Below are 15,613 nucleotides of genomic sequence, written 5' to 3' on the forward strand. Positions count from 1 at the left end.
GGAACCTGAACATCCATGCACCGGCTCTTCGGCGACTTCGCTCATCGTTACGACCTCCACACGCCCCCCGAGCACTACCGTCACGACCACGCCTACGTGCTCGACCAGGCGAAGGCGGTGGCGAATCCCTGCCGGATGCTCGACGTCGGCTGTGGCACGGGCGTCCTTCTGGACAAGGCTCGCCAGGCTGGCGTCCTCGCCACGGGCATCGATGCCTCGCCCGCCATGATCCGCGTCGCAAGGACACGCGCCGGGCAGGACGCCGCCACGGTGCGCCGCATGCAGGACCTCGACGATGAAGCCCTCTACGATCTCGTCGTCTCCCTCTCCTGGACCCTGAACTACTGCGAGGGCCGCGCCGACCTCCTCGACATCCTGCGGCGCATCCACCGCGCCCTCCGCCCGGGTGGTCGCGCGATCTTCCAGATCGCTCACGCCCCCCATGCCTCTGGCCAGCTCCTGGAGGACCGCGAAGCTGGTCCACGCGGCGACGCTGACGACGTGGTGTTCCTCTACCGCTTCCAGCCTGGTGCGGGAGACGACCTACCCATGCGGGCCGAGTACGTCTACGCGTGCAAATCGCTGAACGAGCTCCTCCACGAGGAGCATCTCCTGCGCATGACCGACGCCCACGCTGTCGCCGAGTGCACCCGCGACGCGGGCTTCTCCGAGGTCGTCCTCTACGACTCCTGGCAGCGCGACCCCTTCCGCACCGCGCTCAGCCCCCTCCTCTGTGCCTCGAAGGCGCCAGCGCCCTGATGAACCACCGACCGGCGCGAGACACCCTCGTCCGCCTGAGCAGCTACGTCCTCTTCGTCGACTACGGCGCCGAGGTCGAGCTCCAGCACACCCTGCGCGGCACGGTCTGCCGGATCGACCGACACACCTACGAAGACCTGCTCCCGTTCTGCCGCTTCCGGACACCCTCTGACCGCCACGCCATCTGGCGCGACGCCGGGGTCCTCGTCCCGCCCTTCCGCGACCGCCCGGAGCACCACGGCGGCCTTCGTGCAGGCACCGAGGCGCAGCTCGGCCGCGACTACCAGGCCTGGTACTGGCGCCGCGAGGTCGAGGCGGAGCGTGAATACCGCTGGCTCGGCCAGAGCCTCGTGAAGATGCCGTCAGACCTTTTCTTCTACCAGGAGCTGCTCGCCGCCCGCCGGATCGATGCCGTCCTGGAGCTTGGCTACGGCGCCGGTGGCGGCCTCTGGTTCTTCGCCACCATCCTCTCCCTCCTCCGCGGCGGCCTCGTCGTCGGCGTGGACCTGGAGCGCAGCACCGACCTGCCGCCCTTCGAGACCCTTCCTGGCGTGCGCGTCGAGCTTCTGCACGGTGACGCCCACCAGGCTGCCACGGTCGACGTCGTGCGGGCTGTGCGCCCCGCGGGCTTCGGCCTGGTGGTGGTGGACGCGGACCCACAGCCCGAGGGCAAGGTCGCGCTCCTGGCCAGATGGGCGAGCGCGGTAGCTCCCGGAGGCTACCTCCTCGTGGAGGACGTCGAGAGCCCCGAGTGCCTGGCGGCCGGAGGCCTGGTCGAGGACGGGCTCGACACCTTCCTGCTCGCAGATCGGAGGTTCGGTCTGGCCGTCGAAGCGTCGCGGTTTCCGCTGCTCAAGGCCCGCGGCGTCGCGCTGCGCCGGCTTCAGTAGCAGCGTCTTCGCGAAGATCACCGTGCGCTTGAAGGGTTCGCCGTTCGAGTGAAGACGTGAAGGTGTATCGCAGAGAGCACCTTGCGGCCTCCTCCAGCCGTCGCGTCGCTTGGTCTGGGCTCTGGCCAGATCCGAGCACCATGCCCGCCCATGCATAGGCGTAGTCATCCGCCAGCGTCGTCCCGAAGGTGAGGGGATCATCGGCATTGAGGATGATCGGCAGCTTGTCCGTATGGAATACGGGCTGTTCGAAGATGGACCGAAACCCTCCTACCAGGAGGTTCGAACTCGGGTTGACCTCGATGGCCACTCGGGCCTTTGCAATGCGGTCGTGGACAAAGTCATGGACAGCTTCGAGCATGGGCAGCTCCAGCTTCGTCTGGATGGAGAGAGACGAGGAGAGTGCCCTGCGGCCGACAGCGCGCTCATCAAGAATGCGTGCCACGAATGAACGCGCTCTATTGACGCGAGCCTCATGTTCGCTGCCGTTCTTCGCATCCTCCCAGCGCGCCTGCGGCAAGGCACACCAGATGTTGCGTGCGGTTTCGAGAGGATCAGGCTCTTGAGTCCCGAAGAGATTCTCGATCACACGCCTGGCGTCAAGACGCATTCTCTCGACCTCTCCAGCATCGAGGCGCAGTCCGAACTTATCAAAGAACCAGTACACGAAGCCAATATCGAGGATGCGATCCCACGGCCGCATCCGGATCCACGGGTTCCGTTCGCTCCACGCCGACGGAGAGACGCCCAGCGCGAGCGCGTGCCCGATCCGGTCACCACCGCGGCTCAGGCGCCAGGCGAAGGGCTCATAGATCTCGCGCAAGCCCGAGAGGAGGTGGATGAAATCCTCGCCGAGGTGGAACGCCGTATGAAGAGGTCGAAGATTGAGCCGTGGGTGACCTGCCGCGATCTCTCGGGATGCCTCGATGAGCCTGCGGAAGGGGGCCTCGAAGAGCCAGACCGGGCCATTGCGCTCCCAGTCCATGAGGCTGAGCGCACGGGCTTCTCGGAGCAGGGAAGGACGCATCGCAAGGTAGCGCGCCAGAAGTCGGCACTCCGCGCCTGCCCCTGCTCTGGCCCGGCGCCATTGCGCACTGGCCCGTGCACCCTCAGGATCATCCGGCCCTGGATCCCTTGCGCGGACGAATGACAGTACCCATGCAGGGCGTGGCGAGTGTCGCATCGTGGCTACGCGAGGCAGCTTGCGCCACTTCGACGGCGTGACATGGATCTCCAGCGCTTCGATCCGGAGCGGACTCTCCGAAGCCGCGGCGACGAGTCGTGCGTCCTCGAGGGTCAGGTCGTCGTCAATGACATTGCAGTAGGGCTTGTCGCGCTTCGCCACATCCAGAAAGTGCCGGAGACCGCTGGACCATGGATCGACGACAAGGCTGCTGTAGAGCGCCACCTTGACGCGGAGGTATTGACACAAGAGGCGCGCGCGCCCCTCATGTTCGCTACCCCCTCGGAGCGCTCCGGCAATGAACCGAACCTCGCTATCCGTATCGATCAACGGCGAAGCCGGCAAGCGTCGGTGCCACGCATCGCGCATGTTTGCCAGGCGTCGCGCTTCAGCCCGGGCCGTCTTTCGCCATTCCGCATCGGTCCAGAGTCCGACGAGCGCCCTGCCCCGGCTGGCGACATCCACCTTGCCCCGACTGAACTCTGCGAGGACTCCATGCATCGGAGCTACCTTCTGCCATTCCAGTGCGTTCGCTTGCATCAGATGAACACGGGCGGCAAAAGCAAGTTCCATCATCCATTGCCAGCGCCGCCAGGGCTTTCCCTCTCCGCTGGCCAGTGCGAGTTTCGGAACCTCTTTGATGGACACGAAACCATCGCCATTGCGCGAATCGAGCGTTCCACGCTGCAAGAAAGTTTGCCAGAGCTGCACCCAGAGCGCTTCGAAAGGCAGCAAAAGGCCGAGGTGCACGTGCAGGTGTCCGACAGGTGTGCGCGGCGCGAGGCTCTCCGGCAGCACCCTTACCGAACAGGGATGGGCGTGGCCGCTGCGAGAAAGCGCGCCTGCGGCGAGGATGCTCGGCGGCACGAGCATCGAGACGCCACGCCATCGAATGATCTCGTGGCCTGGGCGGTCTGGTTCCTCTCGCAGAGCCCAGTGATCGCCGTCTGCGACAAGCCAGCGGGTCGCCACGTCGCGAATGACGTTGCAGAGCGCCTCCTCCTTGTCGTCGCTGGCGGAGGGAGCATCCTCTCCGAGGAGGCTGAATGCTTGCGCGATGCTGGCGTCTTCAAATCGATGCTCGCGTCGCAGAGCGGTGAGGTCCTTGTACAGTGAGGTTTTCGATGCGCCCCGCTGAAATGCCGATGGATCGCGGAGCGCATGCGCAAAGAGAAGCGGCTCTACGAGTTCCCAGCGATCAAGGAGGCTGCTCACATCATGCTCCTATGAACGTGATCTCTTTGTCTTACCTGATTGCTTCGTGGCTGCCTTCTTTGATGCCGAGGTCTTTCTTGGCCCCGAACGCTTTTGGCCCGCTGCTTGTGATGACAGGCCTGATTTTGTGAATTTCCACCAGCTATCATTATTTGATAGCTTCTCGCGTACTTTCAAAAAATCATCCACCGCCTTGCTAATCGCCTCAGGAGGGGGGTCTCTTTTCTTTTCCGATGGTTGTCTTCCAATATGAGTTATGCCCATTTGCCAATTGATGATGGCATTCTTGACGATTCTCTTTTCCTCTTCATGGATCTCTTGAATTGAGGGCATGTGCTTGCATTCATTCAATGAATCACGCAGCCGTTGGCAAAGAAGCTCGGGAAGCCCGAAGTAGGGAGCTGTCATCACGAACAATTCCCCTATCCAGCGCTTGATCTCCGCTTCATCTTCCTTGTTGTTGTCCCTGGGTAGGTCGCTGAGTTTTTGGGCGAGATTTTTTAGATTGATATTAGGTTCAGCCAGAGGTTTTTCTCGGTTCGTGCAGAACCATTTAATGTTTTCGGATATCCATGGTTTTATAAATTCTTCTTGCAGGTCGGTCCTGCTATTACCAATCTCGGCTTTACTGAGCGCCTTGGCCACCTCGCCCAACTGGAGCGCCTCAGAGGCTTTCGGTCTCTGAAGCCAAGGCCAATGAAAGATGGCGGTCCCATCCACCTCGGCCTGCTTGGAGTCCCACTGGACTTCGGTCGCCAGGATGCCTGCATCCGGAATCCAATCAAGAGCACGTGCGCCGAACTGCCCTTTCTCCACCGCAAGCTGAACAATGAGCGCCCTGTGTGCTTCTTCTTGGCTATTCGCCGCTTCGCTGAAATCCGGAAAGAACGCGATAGAGGGCTGATCCATGAGGAAGATCTTTAGGTTGTGTCCTTCCCATACGCGCAAAATGGCGCCCAAACGTGTGCTGAGTTCGCCGCGGAGCGTCACCTGGACTGGCTTACTCGCAGCGCCATTCCCCTCGATGCTGGTTCCGCAGAGATCGGCAGCAAACAGATTCAATATTTCTGCTTCCTGGCGTTCATTTGAGTTGGTACGGCGCTCATCATGTCGATCGATTGCATGCTGTACTCGCCGGACGGTTGTTATGCGAAGGCTTCCCGCTGTTTCAGCTATTTTCTTCCATTCGTCACCCAGAAACCCACCGACCGTTTGCTCCTTGCTCGAGATCTCCGCCTTGCTTGAGGCGTTACTGTCAAGCCTCAGCGGCATAACTTCCTGCAGACTCCAGCTCTCCAGCGTCAGCATGGAATGCGGTGGGAGTGCCTTCTCGATGAAGGCATCGCAGAGTTGATCGCTATGGATTCTGATCTCTTTGCGGATCTCCTCGTCGACGTGCTGGTCACCATGCCCATGCGTGCGGCCACCCGATTGATGGCGCACCATGTAGTCGAGCTTCAGCGCGAACCGGAGATGATCGTAGTTTCCCGTGAGCACATAGGCGACTTGCGGATGATGGAAGAGGCGAATCGCGTGAATCAGCTGGGGTACATGCTCGACCTGAAGATCGACATCATCGATCGCGATGACAAACATGCAGGGATGAGCTTCTTTACAATCATCCCTCTGGCACCCCGCCAGGCGACAGATGGCAGCATATACAAACTTGTGCCAGAGGCTTGTGGTGTCGATCCAGCCCGAGGCTTGCTCCTGGTACGCGAGAGCTTTCTCGGCGACGCCTTTGCCCTCGACGCTGGCTTGTGTCCAGCCAATCACCGCCCTTTCGAATACCTCTGCCCAGAGTTCCGAGAGATCCTCGCCGCTGCCGCCTCGGAGTGTGCAGTCCTTCTCGATCCTGGCGGCTTCCTTTCTCCATGGCTCAAGCAGCCAGCCATGAAGGGGCATCGCTCGGGGCAGAGGATCGAAGTCGAGAATAGGGAGGAGGACTCGGAGATGCTTGAGAGGGGCCGAAGAACCCTCCTCCTCGTTCCTCCAGCGCTTGAGAAGGGTGAGCAGCAAGGATGTCTTCCCGGCGCCACGCGGTCCGTCGATGAAGAGCACTCGCCCACTTCGATGCGCGCTGATTTCGTCCGCCACCCACCTGTGCTGCTTCCCGTCCTTGAAGACAGTGGTTATCCAGTCGTCGGCTTCTTTCAGCCTCGCCTGCTCGAATGGAGAGAGGCGCGAGGTGGGTATGGGGACTGCTTCCGAAACGAGACCGGGAACTGCTCTGGATGCAGACGGCATTCATCGAGACTACGCGCGATGGTTTCACAGGGGAAGTGTCCCTGCCGGCCGAACTGAGTGCGGCCAGCTCCTCCATGAAGGTCACTAAAATGGCCATGTATTGCAGCACTTCGCTGCCAACGATGGCGGCCGAGCCTTCATGGGAGTCCGCGCCCCGGAGGCATCGCAATTTCAACGATGGCGGATGCGACCTCTGGACAGAAGATGCTCATCGTCGACATGGCGTCTGGGCACAACGGCCTTTTACGACAGATGGCGCAAGGCAACTTGAGCGGGGATGCGCATTCAGTAGTGACCCCTGGTGTATACCACCTCGACAGGATCACTTGCTCATGCTCCCGACCCTTCACCCACCTTTCACACGCGACATGCTCCATGGCGCGCTCGTATCGCACGGCTATGCCTACCTCCCCCGGTTCTCTCCCGACAGCACCGGAGCCTCCGTCGTGGCCCTGGCCCGTAGCCTCGGCTCCCTCTATGTCCCTCCGGGCACCGATCCCGAGCGCCCTTTCATCGAGACCCGCCCCTCGGCCGGAGCCTCCTCTCTGGAGCCCTTCGATCGTTCCGAAGCGATCGGCTGGCACAATGACTTCTCTACCCACACCGAGCGTCCAGCACTGAGCCTCGCGTACCTGACTCACCCGGATGCCGAGGGCCCCGCGCATGGCGCCTGGAGGGTCGCCTCGTGCGATCTCGTCCTCGACCAGCTCCGCGCCACGCAGGACGGCCGCAACATCCTCCGATTCCTGAGCGATACCGCGCTCCCTTACAGCTTCACCGGTGAGGGAGAGCCGACTTTCTTTCGTGCCGTCGCGCCGCGCGGACCCACACCGGGGCGCCTGGGCCTGCGCTTCTATGGGCGGGCGATGCGCGACGGTGCCCGTCTTGCGTACAGACGTGTTCCCGAGGAGATCGAGCATGCGCTCACCGCCGTGGAAACCGCTGCTGACCAGGTAGGGCATGTCCTCGCGGCACCCGCAGGCGCGCTGCTGGTGACGGACAACTGGCACGCGCTCCACGATCGCCTGATCCAGAGCGTGGACCCGGCGCGAAGCCTACGGCGCTCGTTGCTCTGCTTCGTGGACCTGCCAGAAGAGCCACGCGTCTGACAGCTTCGACCTCTACCTCTCGCCACGCGTGCTGGGCGAGTCTGCTGCGGGCGACCCACTGCCGCAGCACAAAGGCTCGAAGCGTTAGCTGATGGAGGAGTGGCGCGCGTCGCTGCTCCTCCTCATCGAGGACAGTGAGCTGCCCGGGTGGCTGCGCCCTCGCCTGGAGCCGCTGGGCGCTCACCAACCTGCCGCGGCGAGACCCTGGTACGTAGTTCGCCTTGGTCAGTCACGGATCTTGGGTCGCGATCACGCGAGAAGCATGCCCTGCCACGTGGAGTCGATCCGCTGCCACGTGGAGCCGATCCGCTGTCACGCGAGGCGGACTCGCTGTCGAGCGAAGCGCGTTCACTGTCACTGGAAGTCGGTTCGCTGACCCGTGAAGCTGGTTCGCGACCACCTGAAGGAAGCTCGACGACCAGAAAGCGCTGACCACTGTTACGTGAAGCGCGTTCGCGTTGACGTGAAGCGCGTTCGCGTTGACGTGAAGCGCGTTCGCGTTGACGTGAAGCGCGTTCGCGTTGACGTGAAGTGGGTTCGCGTTGACGTGAAGTGGGTTCGCGTTGACGTGAAGCGCGTTCGCATTGACGTGAAGTGGGTTCGCGTTGACGTGAAGGCGCATTTTCGAGGAGTGATTGCACACATGGTGGGATGAACGGCACTCGCTGTCACGTGAAGTGGGTTCGCGTTGACGTGAAGCGGGTTCGCGTTGACGTGAATGTCCTCCGCGTGGTGGTGGCCTACTTCGGCCACCCTCTCATCTTGGCCGGTTTTGGTCGGGGCCCTCGGGGAAGAGGGAGAGCTGGACGGGACGGCCGGTCTTGGGGGTTGGGAGCTTGGCCGTGGGCGCCGTCGTGACCGCGGGCGCGGGGGTCTGGGCGACGACGGGCGGAGCGGCCGGCGGGGTCGCGGGCTGGGGCACGGGTGCAGGCGCAGGGGGCGGGTCATGACGAGGCGGGTTCTTCTCGACGGGTGCAGCGCCGCCGACGAGGCGCAGGAAGCCACGGCCACCGGGCAGGGCGCGCGCGGGCGCCTCCGGGGCGCGGTGGGCGAGCGGCTTGGCCGTGGGCGCCTCCGCGACAGGCTCGGCGAGGAGAGCGGCGAGCAGCTCCTCCACGGTCCACACGTGGTCCGTGATGCCCGCCTGCATCGCGGGGGTCACCCGCAAGGTCTTCACCACGCGCGTGAGGTTGTACGCGACGTAGTTCAAGGCGACTGCGGCGCGGTGATGGTCTGGCCTCTTCGAGAAGGCCAGACAGAGACGCCGGAGACGCCCGTTGGTGTGGCGCGTGGAGCAGTTCTGCCGCTCCATGTACGCCGTCGACGCGCGGGCCATGTCGGGCGCGCCGAACACGCTCCGCTTCGTGACGAACGGATCGCGGGCGGGTTCATATCTGTGATCAGGGCCGCGGTAGCTCCCGACCCGGTAGTTCTTCACGGTCTGCGCGTAGTCGACGCTCGGGCCGAAGCTCGCGCCCACCGCGGTGATGTACGGCGCGTAGCCGTCGCTCGTGATCTGCGGCATCACCACCAGGCGCGCGCGGACGTCGCTCATGAACGCGTCCGTCGTGTCCTGCGAACGAGTCCCGACGCGCCACGCGATGACGAGCCGCGAGAGCGTGTCCATCGCGACGAAGGTGTAGCTCTCGCCGATGCCCGCCTCGTCGGCATCGGTCACGCGCGCCGCCTTCTTGCCGACGTAGCTCCAGATCTCGTCCATCTGGATGAGCGGCGTCGCAAGGTCGCGCACCATGCGGTCGTGGAGGCGCACCGCGCCTTCCCCGAGCGTCATCACCAGGCGCCCCACGGTGCCGCGGTTGACCTCCGTCATGCGCTCCACGGCCCTCTCGCTGTTGCCGTCCAGCAACGCAGCGAGGACGCGGACGCGCTGCTCCCACGGGAGAACGTTCGCCACAAGCCCCTGGCCTCTCTCGCCGGGAAGTGGCACGATCCGGGCTGCTAGGACCTTGGGCGGGCCACCGCTCAGCGTCTGCCGCCCCGCTCCCGGGTACCAACCGAGGGCGGGGCGCTCTGCTTTGTGGCTCAAACATAGCGCGGACGCGCGAAAACTGCTTCAACACCGAGGTGGTGGTAGGACGCTGAATGTCTCATCCTTGACAACAGAACCAGCACACAGCGATTGGGTGGCGTAGAAGCCGCATCAACTGGGCGGGCGCCGACGCTTGCGAGCATGGGCTTCAGACTTGGCCTTTATCTTATTGAGTTCTGCAACGGTTAGCCTGCAACTAGGCCACATCTCAGAAAGAATCCTTGTAGCCTCATCAGCCGCTTTCCGAGCTTGTGCGATGGTATCGACAATTTGCGGCCACACAGCTTCGCCTTCAATTATAGCCTGCTCGATCGCCTGGTCCAATGCAGACGTTGATACGGCGTACCTGTGTCTTATGGTCTTATTGACGTGAATGACACCGCTTTCTGCAGAAAGTCCGCTGTGCTGCCCACGCACTTTTCGGCACAGTATTGCTACGACGTCGTTGGGAGGTATCACCAGGAATGCGTCTGTAGACTTGTACCAGATCAATAGAGTCAAGTAGTCGAGTCCACGTACTTGATTCACCTGCTTCGCTTTCCCTGAGACACCTTTCACCTCCAGATCGTAAACTTTGCCATTAAACGTAAACACCGCATCGCCGTTTGCGTCTGTCTCGATTTCATTCGATGTCGCTCTCGACAGACTGGCGAGCCTATTTACCGCTTGCCTCGCGATCTCCTTATTGTCGTCGGTCCCCATCTTTAAGATCTTCGGCGATCCTCGTGCTCGTGGCTAGACTTACCGGGGAGGCTCGTACAGCACACGTCTCTTTCCGAGCGAGCATGAGTCGTGCTGCGGCGCCGCCCCCTGCCCTGGTGCCCCTCAAGCTGCCCGAGCCCCCGAAAGGGGCGCAGGCGCCCGCCGCGAGGGCCCTGCCGAACGGGAGGGGGTGGCTGCGGGTGGTGGGGGAGAAGAAGGTGCCAGAGGCGCCCAAGGAGGCGGGAGTGAAGAGGGGACCGCGGCCTCCTGGCGAGGTGAGGAAGCCGAAGCAGCTACGGCTGTTCGACGAGTAGTGGCCCGAAGCCGCGCCACGGCCATCAATGGCCCGTCACGAGCGGCGTGACGCTTCGAGTTTGAGAAACCGAAGTTGCCCGAGCGGCTGCTTTGCAACAGTCCTGCTGGTCGGAGGTTCGCTCACATCCACACCAGCGACCATCGATATGATGTCTGAGTACCAGTGAAGCTGCGTGGCAATGTCTGCCGCATTCTGCGCCTGTTCTTGCTTCAACACGTCAAAGGAAGAGCTGATCAACCCAGGCAGCTCCACTGGTGACTCCCCAGGCTCGCTCTTTAGCCAACCACGGTATGAGATGTACTTTGTCGCCTTGAGATATGTGGCGGCATCAATGAGGTGAAGGTCACGCGCTCGCCGGAGCGTGGCCTGCAAACTCACCCTCCATCTGTGCTTGAACGCCAACATCGCGTCCCAGTCGATGCGGCCAGCGTGCGGTCGAGGGAATTCACGGAACATCGCGACACGAGGCAACAAGAACGCACTGGCGAACTGGTTCGCTTCATCTTCGGTCGGCTTGGTCCCTGTGACCATCCCGCCATGCATTACCAAGTGGCCCAATTCGTGCCCAAGGTCGAAGATGGTACGCGACGCGCCTTTCACGGCATTCACAACGATTATGCCTCGGTCTGTCGCGTGCGAGAATGCATCGACGTAGCCCACCTCATCCTCTTGGATGTTCAAGCGAGTGACCACGATGCCAGCGTTCTCCAGTACATCAGTGACACTGGACACGGGACGATCCCCGAGCGCCCACCGAAACCTGCACGTTTCTGCGGCCTTCTCGATCTGCGCAGCGCGTTCGCTCTCGTCGAGAACGGTGCAGCGAACCTCGGGCACGTTGTAAGTAGGAAGGTCGAGAACGCTATCGAAGAACTCGATCAGCGAAACGAACAGGACCCCGTGCGCGATTGCCTTGTTCCGCACATAAAGAGGGGTAGTAAGCCGCTTTCGAAAGTTGAACAGCTCTTCGTTGAACGCAACTTTCAGTGGCGTGAAGAAGAACTGGCGCTCGAACTTCAGAGACGCACAGAGGGCGTCGAGAACGTCTACACCCGGTTGACGTGCACCGCTCTCGTAGTTCGCGATCGACGTGTGCGACGAGCCTACTTTGTCCCCGAGATCGCTCAGCGTCAGACCATGAAAGGTCCTGGCAACCTGCAGGTTTCTGCCGATGAATCTTGCGATATCTTGCTTACCCTGAGCCATCCGAACCAGTGCCTTGTTTTGGCTTCCGTTTTACGCTGACGGAGGCCTTCTTCACGACAGTCGTAGGCGGGAGCACCCGCGTGACGTTCTCAGGCGACGTCGCGACACCAGGAAGTACCAGAGTACGAGCGATGGGCAAACCATACTTGGTCACGTCGATGGACTCAAATGTGCGCAGGTCAACCGCTTCGATGGCCTTGTTCGTAGCGAGGGAGTACCGGACCAGCGCGACCCTGACCGCACCAGCATCCTGTTCAACTTCCTTGGTCGCGTCTTCACTTGCCGGTGAGTTGATCTCTTCGAGGACAAGCCGGTAACAGGTGTCCATCTCCTCCTGGCGCCATCCGAAAGCCATCTGGTGCGCGTCCCGCTCAAGGTCACGACGTTCGCGGTACCTGGACTTCAAGACTCGGATCTTGCCTCTGTAAAAGCGCAGCGGCACCGCCCCAGCGCTCAGAACGAGGTGAGCGCTGTTGACCAAGAGTCGGAGCCACGGGACTGTCTTGGCCTTCTCCCTCAGTCGGTAGATCATCCGTTCAAAGAAGCGGACGCCCTTCGTGAGCTTCCCGTCGCCATCATCTGGACGATGGTCGCGTTTGGTCGTCGTCCACGTTTCGACCATCCACGTGCCGAGCAGTTGGAGCCGGTCACGCGTGAGGTCAGGGTGCGGCAGCGTAAAATTCGCAGACATGCTTACGGGAATCTCCTTAGGGTCTCGAAAACGATCCCATGTTTGTCACGTCTCTTCTGTTTTGTCACGATCGGAAGACTTTGCCACGGGAGAGGGATGCAGCTCCTGTAGGGTGGCAAACAGATGCTGATGAGTCTGGGTGGATGCCATGAGCGGTCAGGCAGCCAGCGTCGAGGCGTGTTCCGCGGTGGTTGGGGCAGGTCAGGACCGGAGCTTGCGCCAGCGCTGGACGGCGGTGGTGAAGCGCCGCACGCCGTACTTGAGGCGGGAGCTGACGGTGGGGACGGGGATGCCGAGTATCTCGGCGATCTCCACGGTGTCGAACCCTTCGAGGTAGCGGAGCAGGAGCACCTCCCGCATCCGCTCCGGGATCTCGTCCAGCGCGGCGAGCATCTCCCGGGCTGCCGCGCGGCCGTCAGGCGCGGGCACGTGGGGGATCCACGGCGCCGCCGCTGTCATCGCGTACGGGTCCGACACGATCACCTCCCGCCGCCGCCACGCCCTCTGGCGGTAGTGGCTTGCCTGTCGCCAGGTGATGCCGAACAGCCATGCCTGCAACGCCTCCCCGATGGGCTGCGCCTCCGGCGGGCGGAAGCGGCCCTCTGTCATCGCCGTCCACGCCGCCACCATGATCTCTTGGCACACGTCGTCCCTGTCCCGCGTTGGCACCCCTTGGGCGCGGAGAACCGCGCGCACGAAGGGCCTGAGCTTCAGGATGGGAGCCTCGTCCAGGTAGACCGCGGGGCGGGTGTGGGCGACGTCAGCGCGACGCCGCGCGCGGATCACGCTTTCGCCTCCGGCGGCGCGCCGGGCGTGGGCGTCTTGTGCGGGTCCGGCTGCGGGCGCCTGCAGTGCGTGCACCGGCCGTTGCGGTCGCCGATGATCACGTCGTCGACGGTGTAGTTGGTGCGCTTGGAGATGCGGTAGGCGATCTCGCAGGTAGCGGTGTAGGTGCCGTTCCAGATCTTCTCGGCGTCGCCCTTGCCGAGGAACAGCAGGTTGTCCACGGCTGCCCACGAGCCGGTGATCTCCCGCATGGTGTAGAGGCACTCGCGCACGCCCTTGCTCTCCTGCGCGTCGAGCGACAGCTCCATCGGGGACTCCAGGAAGGGGCCGCGGGTGATCATGACCGCACCTCCCAGGCCGCCCCGCAGTGCGGGCAGGAGGCGGCGACCTTCAGGTCACCCAGGAGCGCTTCCACGGTGGTCCCTGCGGCGCGCGCGGCACGCACGGCCATCCCGGGGGACGTCGGCTTGCCGCTCACGATGGTGGCAAGGGTGCCGGGCCGGACTCCCATCACCTCGGCGAGGCAGTCCCACGACCCGTACAGGGCCCGCAGGTTCCGCAGGGCGGCGCGGAGCCGCATCTGCTCGACATCGGTCAGGGTGATGGTGACGCGGGGTCGGGGCGGACGGGTGCCTTGCCCCTTCCCTCGGGGGGAAGGATCGACGAGTCTCAGCATGTCGGACCTCTCAGCAGGTTCGGCCACGCGGCCCGGGGTGGTGACACACCCGCGGGCCGCACTGTTTCGGAGCCTCGAACCTACCGCACCGTCACGCCCTCAGACCCAAACTAGGCCAGTCTCAGGCAAAACCGGCCACCACCCTCCGCGTCGACGTGAATGTCGTTCGCGTGGACGTGAACGCAGTTCGACGATCGGGGAACGCAGACCGCTGTCACGTGAAGTGGGTTCGCGTTGACGTGAAGCGCGTTCGCGTTCACGTGAAGGGGGCTTCCTTCGCTCGGACGGAGCGCCCGGTCACGCGAAGCCGATTCACGTTCACGCGAAGCCGATTCACGTTCACGTGAAGTCGAACCGCGTCCACGTGAACCCGATTCACGTTCACGTGAAGCCGAACCGCGTCCACATGAACCCGATTCACGTGGTCGCGACGCCCATCCGGTGACGCGTCTCACAGAATTCCTGGCACACAACCTGCGTTTCCCTTCCAGCGCTGCGGATCCGCCGACACCCGAGCCGCTTCCGATCTCCTTCCTCACCGATCCCTGCCCCGCAAACCGCCGGTCAGCTCCAGGCGACCACTTCCTCACGCCTTTCCACAGCCACCGACCCTCACACGGCCCTCGAACACTCATGCGTGACCCCGCCCACCAGACGACTGTGGGCGATGTGCCGACCCACGGATGGGGCGGCCTCCAGGACGCCGGTCGGAGTGGGTCCGGTGTCCTCGCCCGAGGATCTCCAGCACCCTCGCATCCTCTTCGAGGACTACGCGGCCTCGGTCGGGCTCTCGCTGTCCTTGCCAGGGCTTCGACCGCGCGCTGAAGGAACTGCCGGGGGATTCAGGAGCTGAGGTTCAGCGCCCGCGCCGGCCGCGCTCCTCGCCGCTGATCTCGACGGCGCAGGCGATGCCGGCCTGGAGCGTGCCGCGCAGCAGGATGTGATCGAGGTCCACGTCCAGCGCCACCAGCGTCCGCGCCACGTCGGGGCGCACGCCGGTGAGGACCACCTCGGCGCCGAGGAGCTGCACGGCCTTCGCCGCGTCGACCAGGACCGAGGCCACCCGCGCGTCGACCTCGCCCATGCCGGTGACGTCGAGGATCGCCACCCGCGCCCGGGTCCGGGTGAGGCCTTCGAGCAGCGTGGAGAGCACCTGCCCGGCGCGCGCCTCGTCGACCACGCCCACGAGGGGCATCACCACCACCTCCTCGTTGATGGGGATGAGCGGCGTCGACAGGTCCATCAGCCGCCGCGACTGCTCCTGGATCACCTGCTCGGCTTCCTTGCGCGCGCTGATGTCCACCTCCATCCCGATGATGCGCGTCGCCTTGCCGTTCGCGTCGCGGCTGACGATCCGGCCCCGATCGAGGTGCCAGCGGTACGTCCCGTCCTTCTGCTTCAGCCGGATCTCGCAGGCGTAGGTCCGGGAGCGACCGTCGATGTACGCGTCGAGGGCCTCCGAGACGCGGGCGATGTCGTCCGGGTGGAGGAGCGTCATCCAGGTGCTGAGGTGGGGCGCGATCTCGTCGCGCGTGTAGCCGAGCGACGAGATCCAGCGGTCGCCGTAGTAGACCTCGTCGGTCTCCACGTTCCAGTCCCAGTAGCCCTCGGGGAGCAGCTCCAGCACGTACTCCAGCCGCTCCCGCGCCTCGTGGAGCCTGGCCTCGGTCTCGTGGAGCCTGGCCTCGGTCTCGTGGAGCCTGGCCTTGCTCTCGCGGAGCGTGGCCTCCAGCTCGCGCATCGTGTTCAGGATGTCTTCCGTGGAGCCCTCATGCACGACCCT

General features: G+C 63.5%; 15 protein-coding genes. 5 read left to right on the forward strand and 10 right to left on the reverse strand.

Annotated elements, in window-relative coordinates; translation table 11 throughout:
* Positions 1–15 precede the first annotated feature (15 nt).
* Complete coding sequence (locus tag CAP_RS04195; RefSeq protein WP_044236250.1) at positions 16–759, forward strand: class I SAM-dependent DNA methyltransferase; 744 nt, start codon at positions 16–18, stop codon at positions 757–759.
* Positions 759–1,649 carry a CmcI family methyltransferase gene (locus CAP_RS04200; protein WP_044236252.1) on the forward strand — a complete coding sequence of 297 codons (891 nt, stop codon included), beginning with the start codon at positions 759–761 and terminating at the stop codon, positions 1,647–1,649. The genes CAP_RS04195 and CAP_RS04200 overlap by 1 nt, the downstream gene beginning before the upstream one ends.
* Here CAP_RS04200 and CAP_RS47510 read toward each other — a convergent pair.
* Both CAP_RS47510 and CAP_RS49850 read right to left on the reverse strand, forming a co-directional pair.
* Positions 1,612–4,047, reverse strand: coding sequence for an amidohydrolase family protein (locus tag CAP_RS47510; protein WP_156040481.1), 2,436 nt, complete (start codon positions 4,045–4,047; stop codon positions 1,612–1,614). The genes CAP_RS04200 and CAP_RS47510 overlap by 38 nt on opposite strands.
* 9 nt (positions 4,048–4,056) lie before the next feature.
* On the reverse strand, positions 4,057–6,108 hold the full coding sequence (locus tag CAP_RS49850; RefSeq protein WP_231511073.1) for a hypothetical protein: 2,052 nt from the start codon (positions 6,106–6,108) through the stop codon (positions 4,057–4,059).
* Positions 6,109–6,281: 173 nt separating this feature from the next.
* Between CAP_RS49850 and CAP_RS04220 the strand changes: the two genes are divergently transcribed.
* Together CAP_RS04220 and CAP_RS49855 are read left to right on the forward strand one after the other, a co-directional pair.
* Positions 6,282–7,403, forward strand: a complete 1,122-nt coding sequence (locus tag CAP_RS04220; RefSeq protein ID WP_197040998.1) for a TauD/TfdA family dioxygenase — start codon at positions 6,282–6,284, stop codon at positions 7,401–7,403.
* A 379-nt stretch (positions 7,404–7,782) separates the two neighbouring features.
* Positions 7,783–8,058 (forward strand): hypothetical protein, encoded by a 276-nt coding sequence (locus CAP_RS49855; RefSeq protein ID WP_156040483.1) that lies wholly within the window; start codon positions 7,783–7,785, stop codon positions 8,056–8,058.
* A 102-nt stretch (positions 8,059–8,160) separates the two neighbouring features.
* On the opposite strand, the gene CAP_RS04225 is transcribed toward CAP_RS49855, so the two are convergent.
* Both CAP_RS04225 and CAP_RS49860 read right to left on the reverse strand, forming a co-directional pair.
* Positions 8,161–9,318 (reverse strand): transposase, encoded by a 1,158-nt coding sequence (locus CAP_RS04225; protein WP_044236264.1) that lies wholly within the window; start codon positions 9,316–9,318, stop codon positions 8,161–8,163.
* 246 nt (positions 9,319–9,564) lie between these two features.
* Entirely contained in the window at positions 9,565–10,155 is a 591-nt protein-coding gene (locus CAP_RS49860) for a hypothetical protein (RefSeq protein ID WP_156040484.1), read from the reverse strand.
* 83 nt (positions 10,156–10,238) lie between these two features.
* Between CAP_RS49860 and CAP_RS04230 the strand changes: the two genes are divergently transcribed.
* Positions 10,239–10,469 (forward strand): hypothetical protein, encoded by a 231-nt coding sequence (locus CAP_RS04230; RefSeq protein WP_156040485.1) that lies wholly within the window; start codon positions 10,239–10,241, stop codon positions 10,467–10,469.
* 35 nt (positions 10,470–10,504) lie between these two features.
* Here the strand turns inward: CAP_RS04230 and CAP_RS04235 are convergent, their stop codons facing one another.
* The 6 genes from CAP_RS04235 to CAP_RS43700 all read right to left on the reverse strand — a co-directional run bounded on the left by CAP_RS04235 (position 10,505) and on the right by CAP_RS43700 (position 15,607).
* Positions 10,505–11,677, reverse strand: coding sequence for a helix-turn-helix domain-containing protein (locus CAP_RS04235; RefSeq protein WP_052374115.1), 1,173 nt, complete (start codon positions 11,675–11,677; stop codon positions 10,505–10,507).
* Positions 11,664–12,368: a hypothetical protein gene (locus tag CAP_RS04240; RefSeq protein ID WP_044236266.1), complete on the reverse strand. Its 705-nt coding sequence runs from the start codon at positions 12,366–12,368 to the stop codon at positions 11,664–11,666. The genes CAP_RS04235 and CAP_RS04240 overlap by 14 nt, the downstream gene beginning before the upstream one ends.
* Before the next feature lie 201 nt (positions 12,369–12,569).
* Positions 12,570–13,154 (reverse strand): RNA polymerase sigma factor, encoded by a 585-nt coding sequence (locus tag CAP_RS04245; protein WP_052374117.1) that lies wholly within the window; start codon positions 13,152–13,154, stop codon positions 12,570–12,572.
* Entirely contained in the window at positions 13,151–13,495 is a 345-nt protein-coding gene (locus tag CAP_RS51885; protein WP_044236268.1) for a hypothetical protein, read from the reverse strand. Before CAP_RS51885 ends, CAP_RS04245 begins: the two co-directional genes overlap by 4 nt.
* On the reverse strand, positions 13,492–13,830 hold the full coding sequence (locus CAP_RS04255) for a hypothetical protein (protein ID WP_044236270.1): 339 nt from the start codon (positions 13,828–13,830) through the stop codon (positions 13,492–13,494). Before CAP_RS04255 ends, CAP_RS51885 begins: the two co-directional genes overlap by 4 nt.
* An 856-nt stretch (positions 13,831–14,686) precedes the next feature.
* On the reverse strand, positions 14,687–15,607 hold the full coding sequence (locus CAP_RS43700; protein ID WP_052374119.1) for a PAS domain-containing protein: 921 nt from the start codon (positions 15,605–15,607) through the stop codon (positions 14,687–14,689).
* Positions 15,608–15,613 lie beyond the last annotated feature (6 nt).

The organism is Chondromyces apiculatus DSM 436 (assembly GCF_000601485.1).
Lineage (GTDB): Bacteria > Myxococcota_A > Polyangia > Polyangiales > Polyangiaceae > Chondromyces > Chondromyces apiculatus.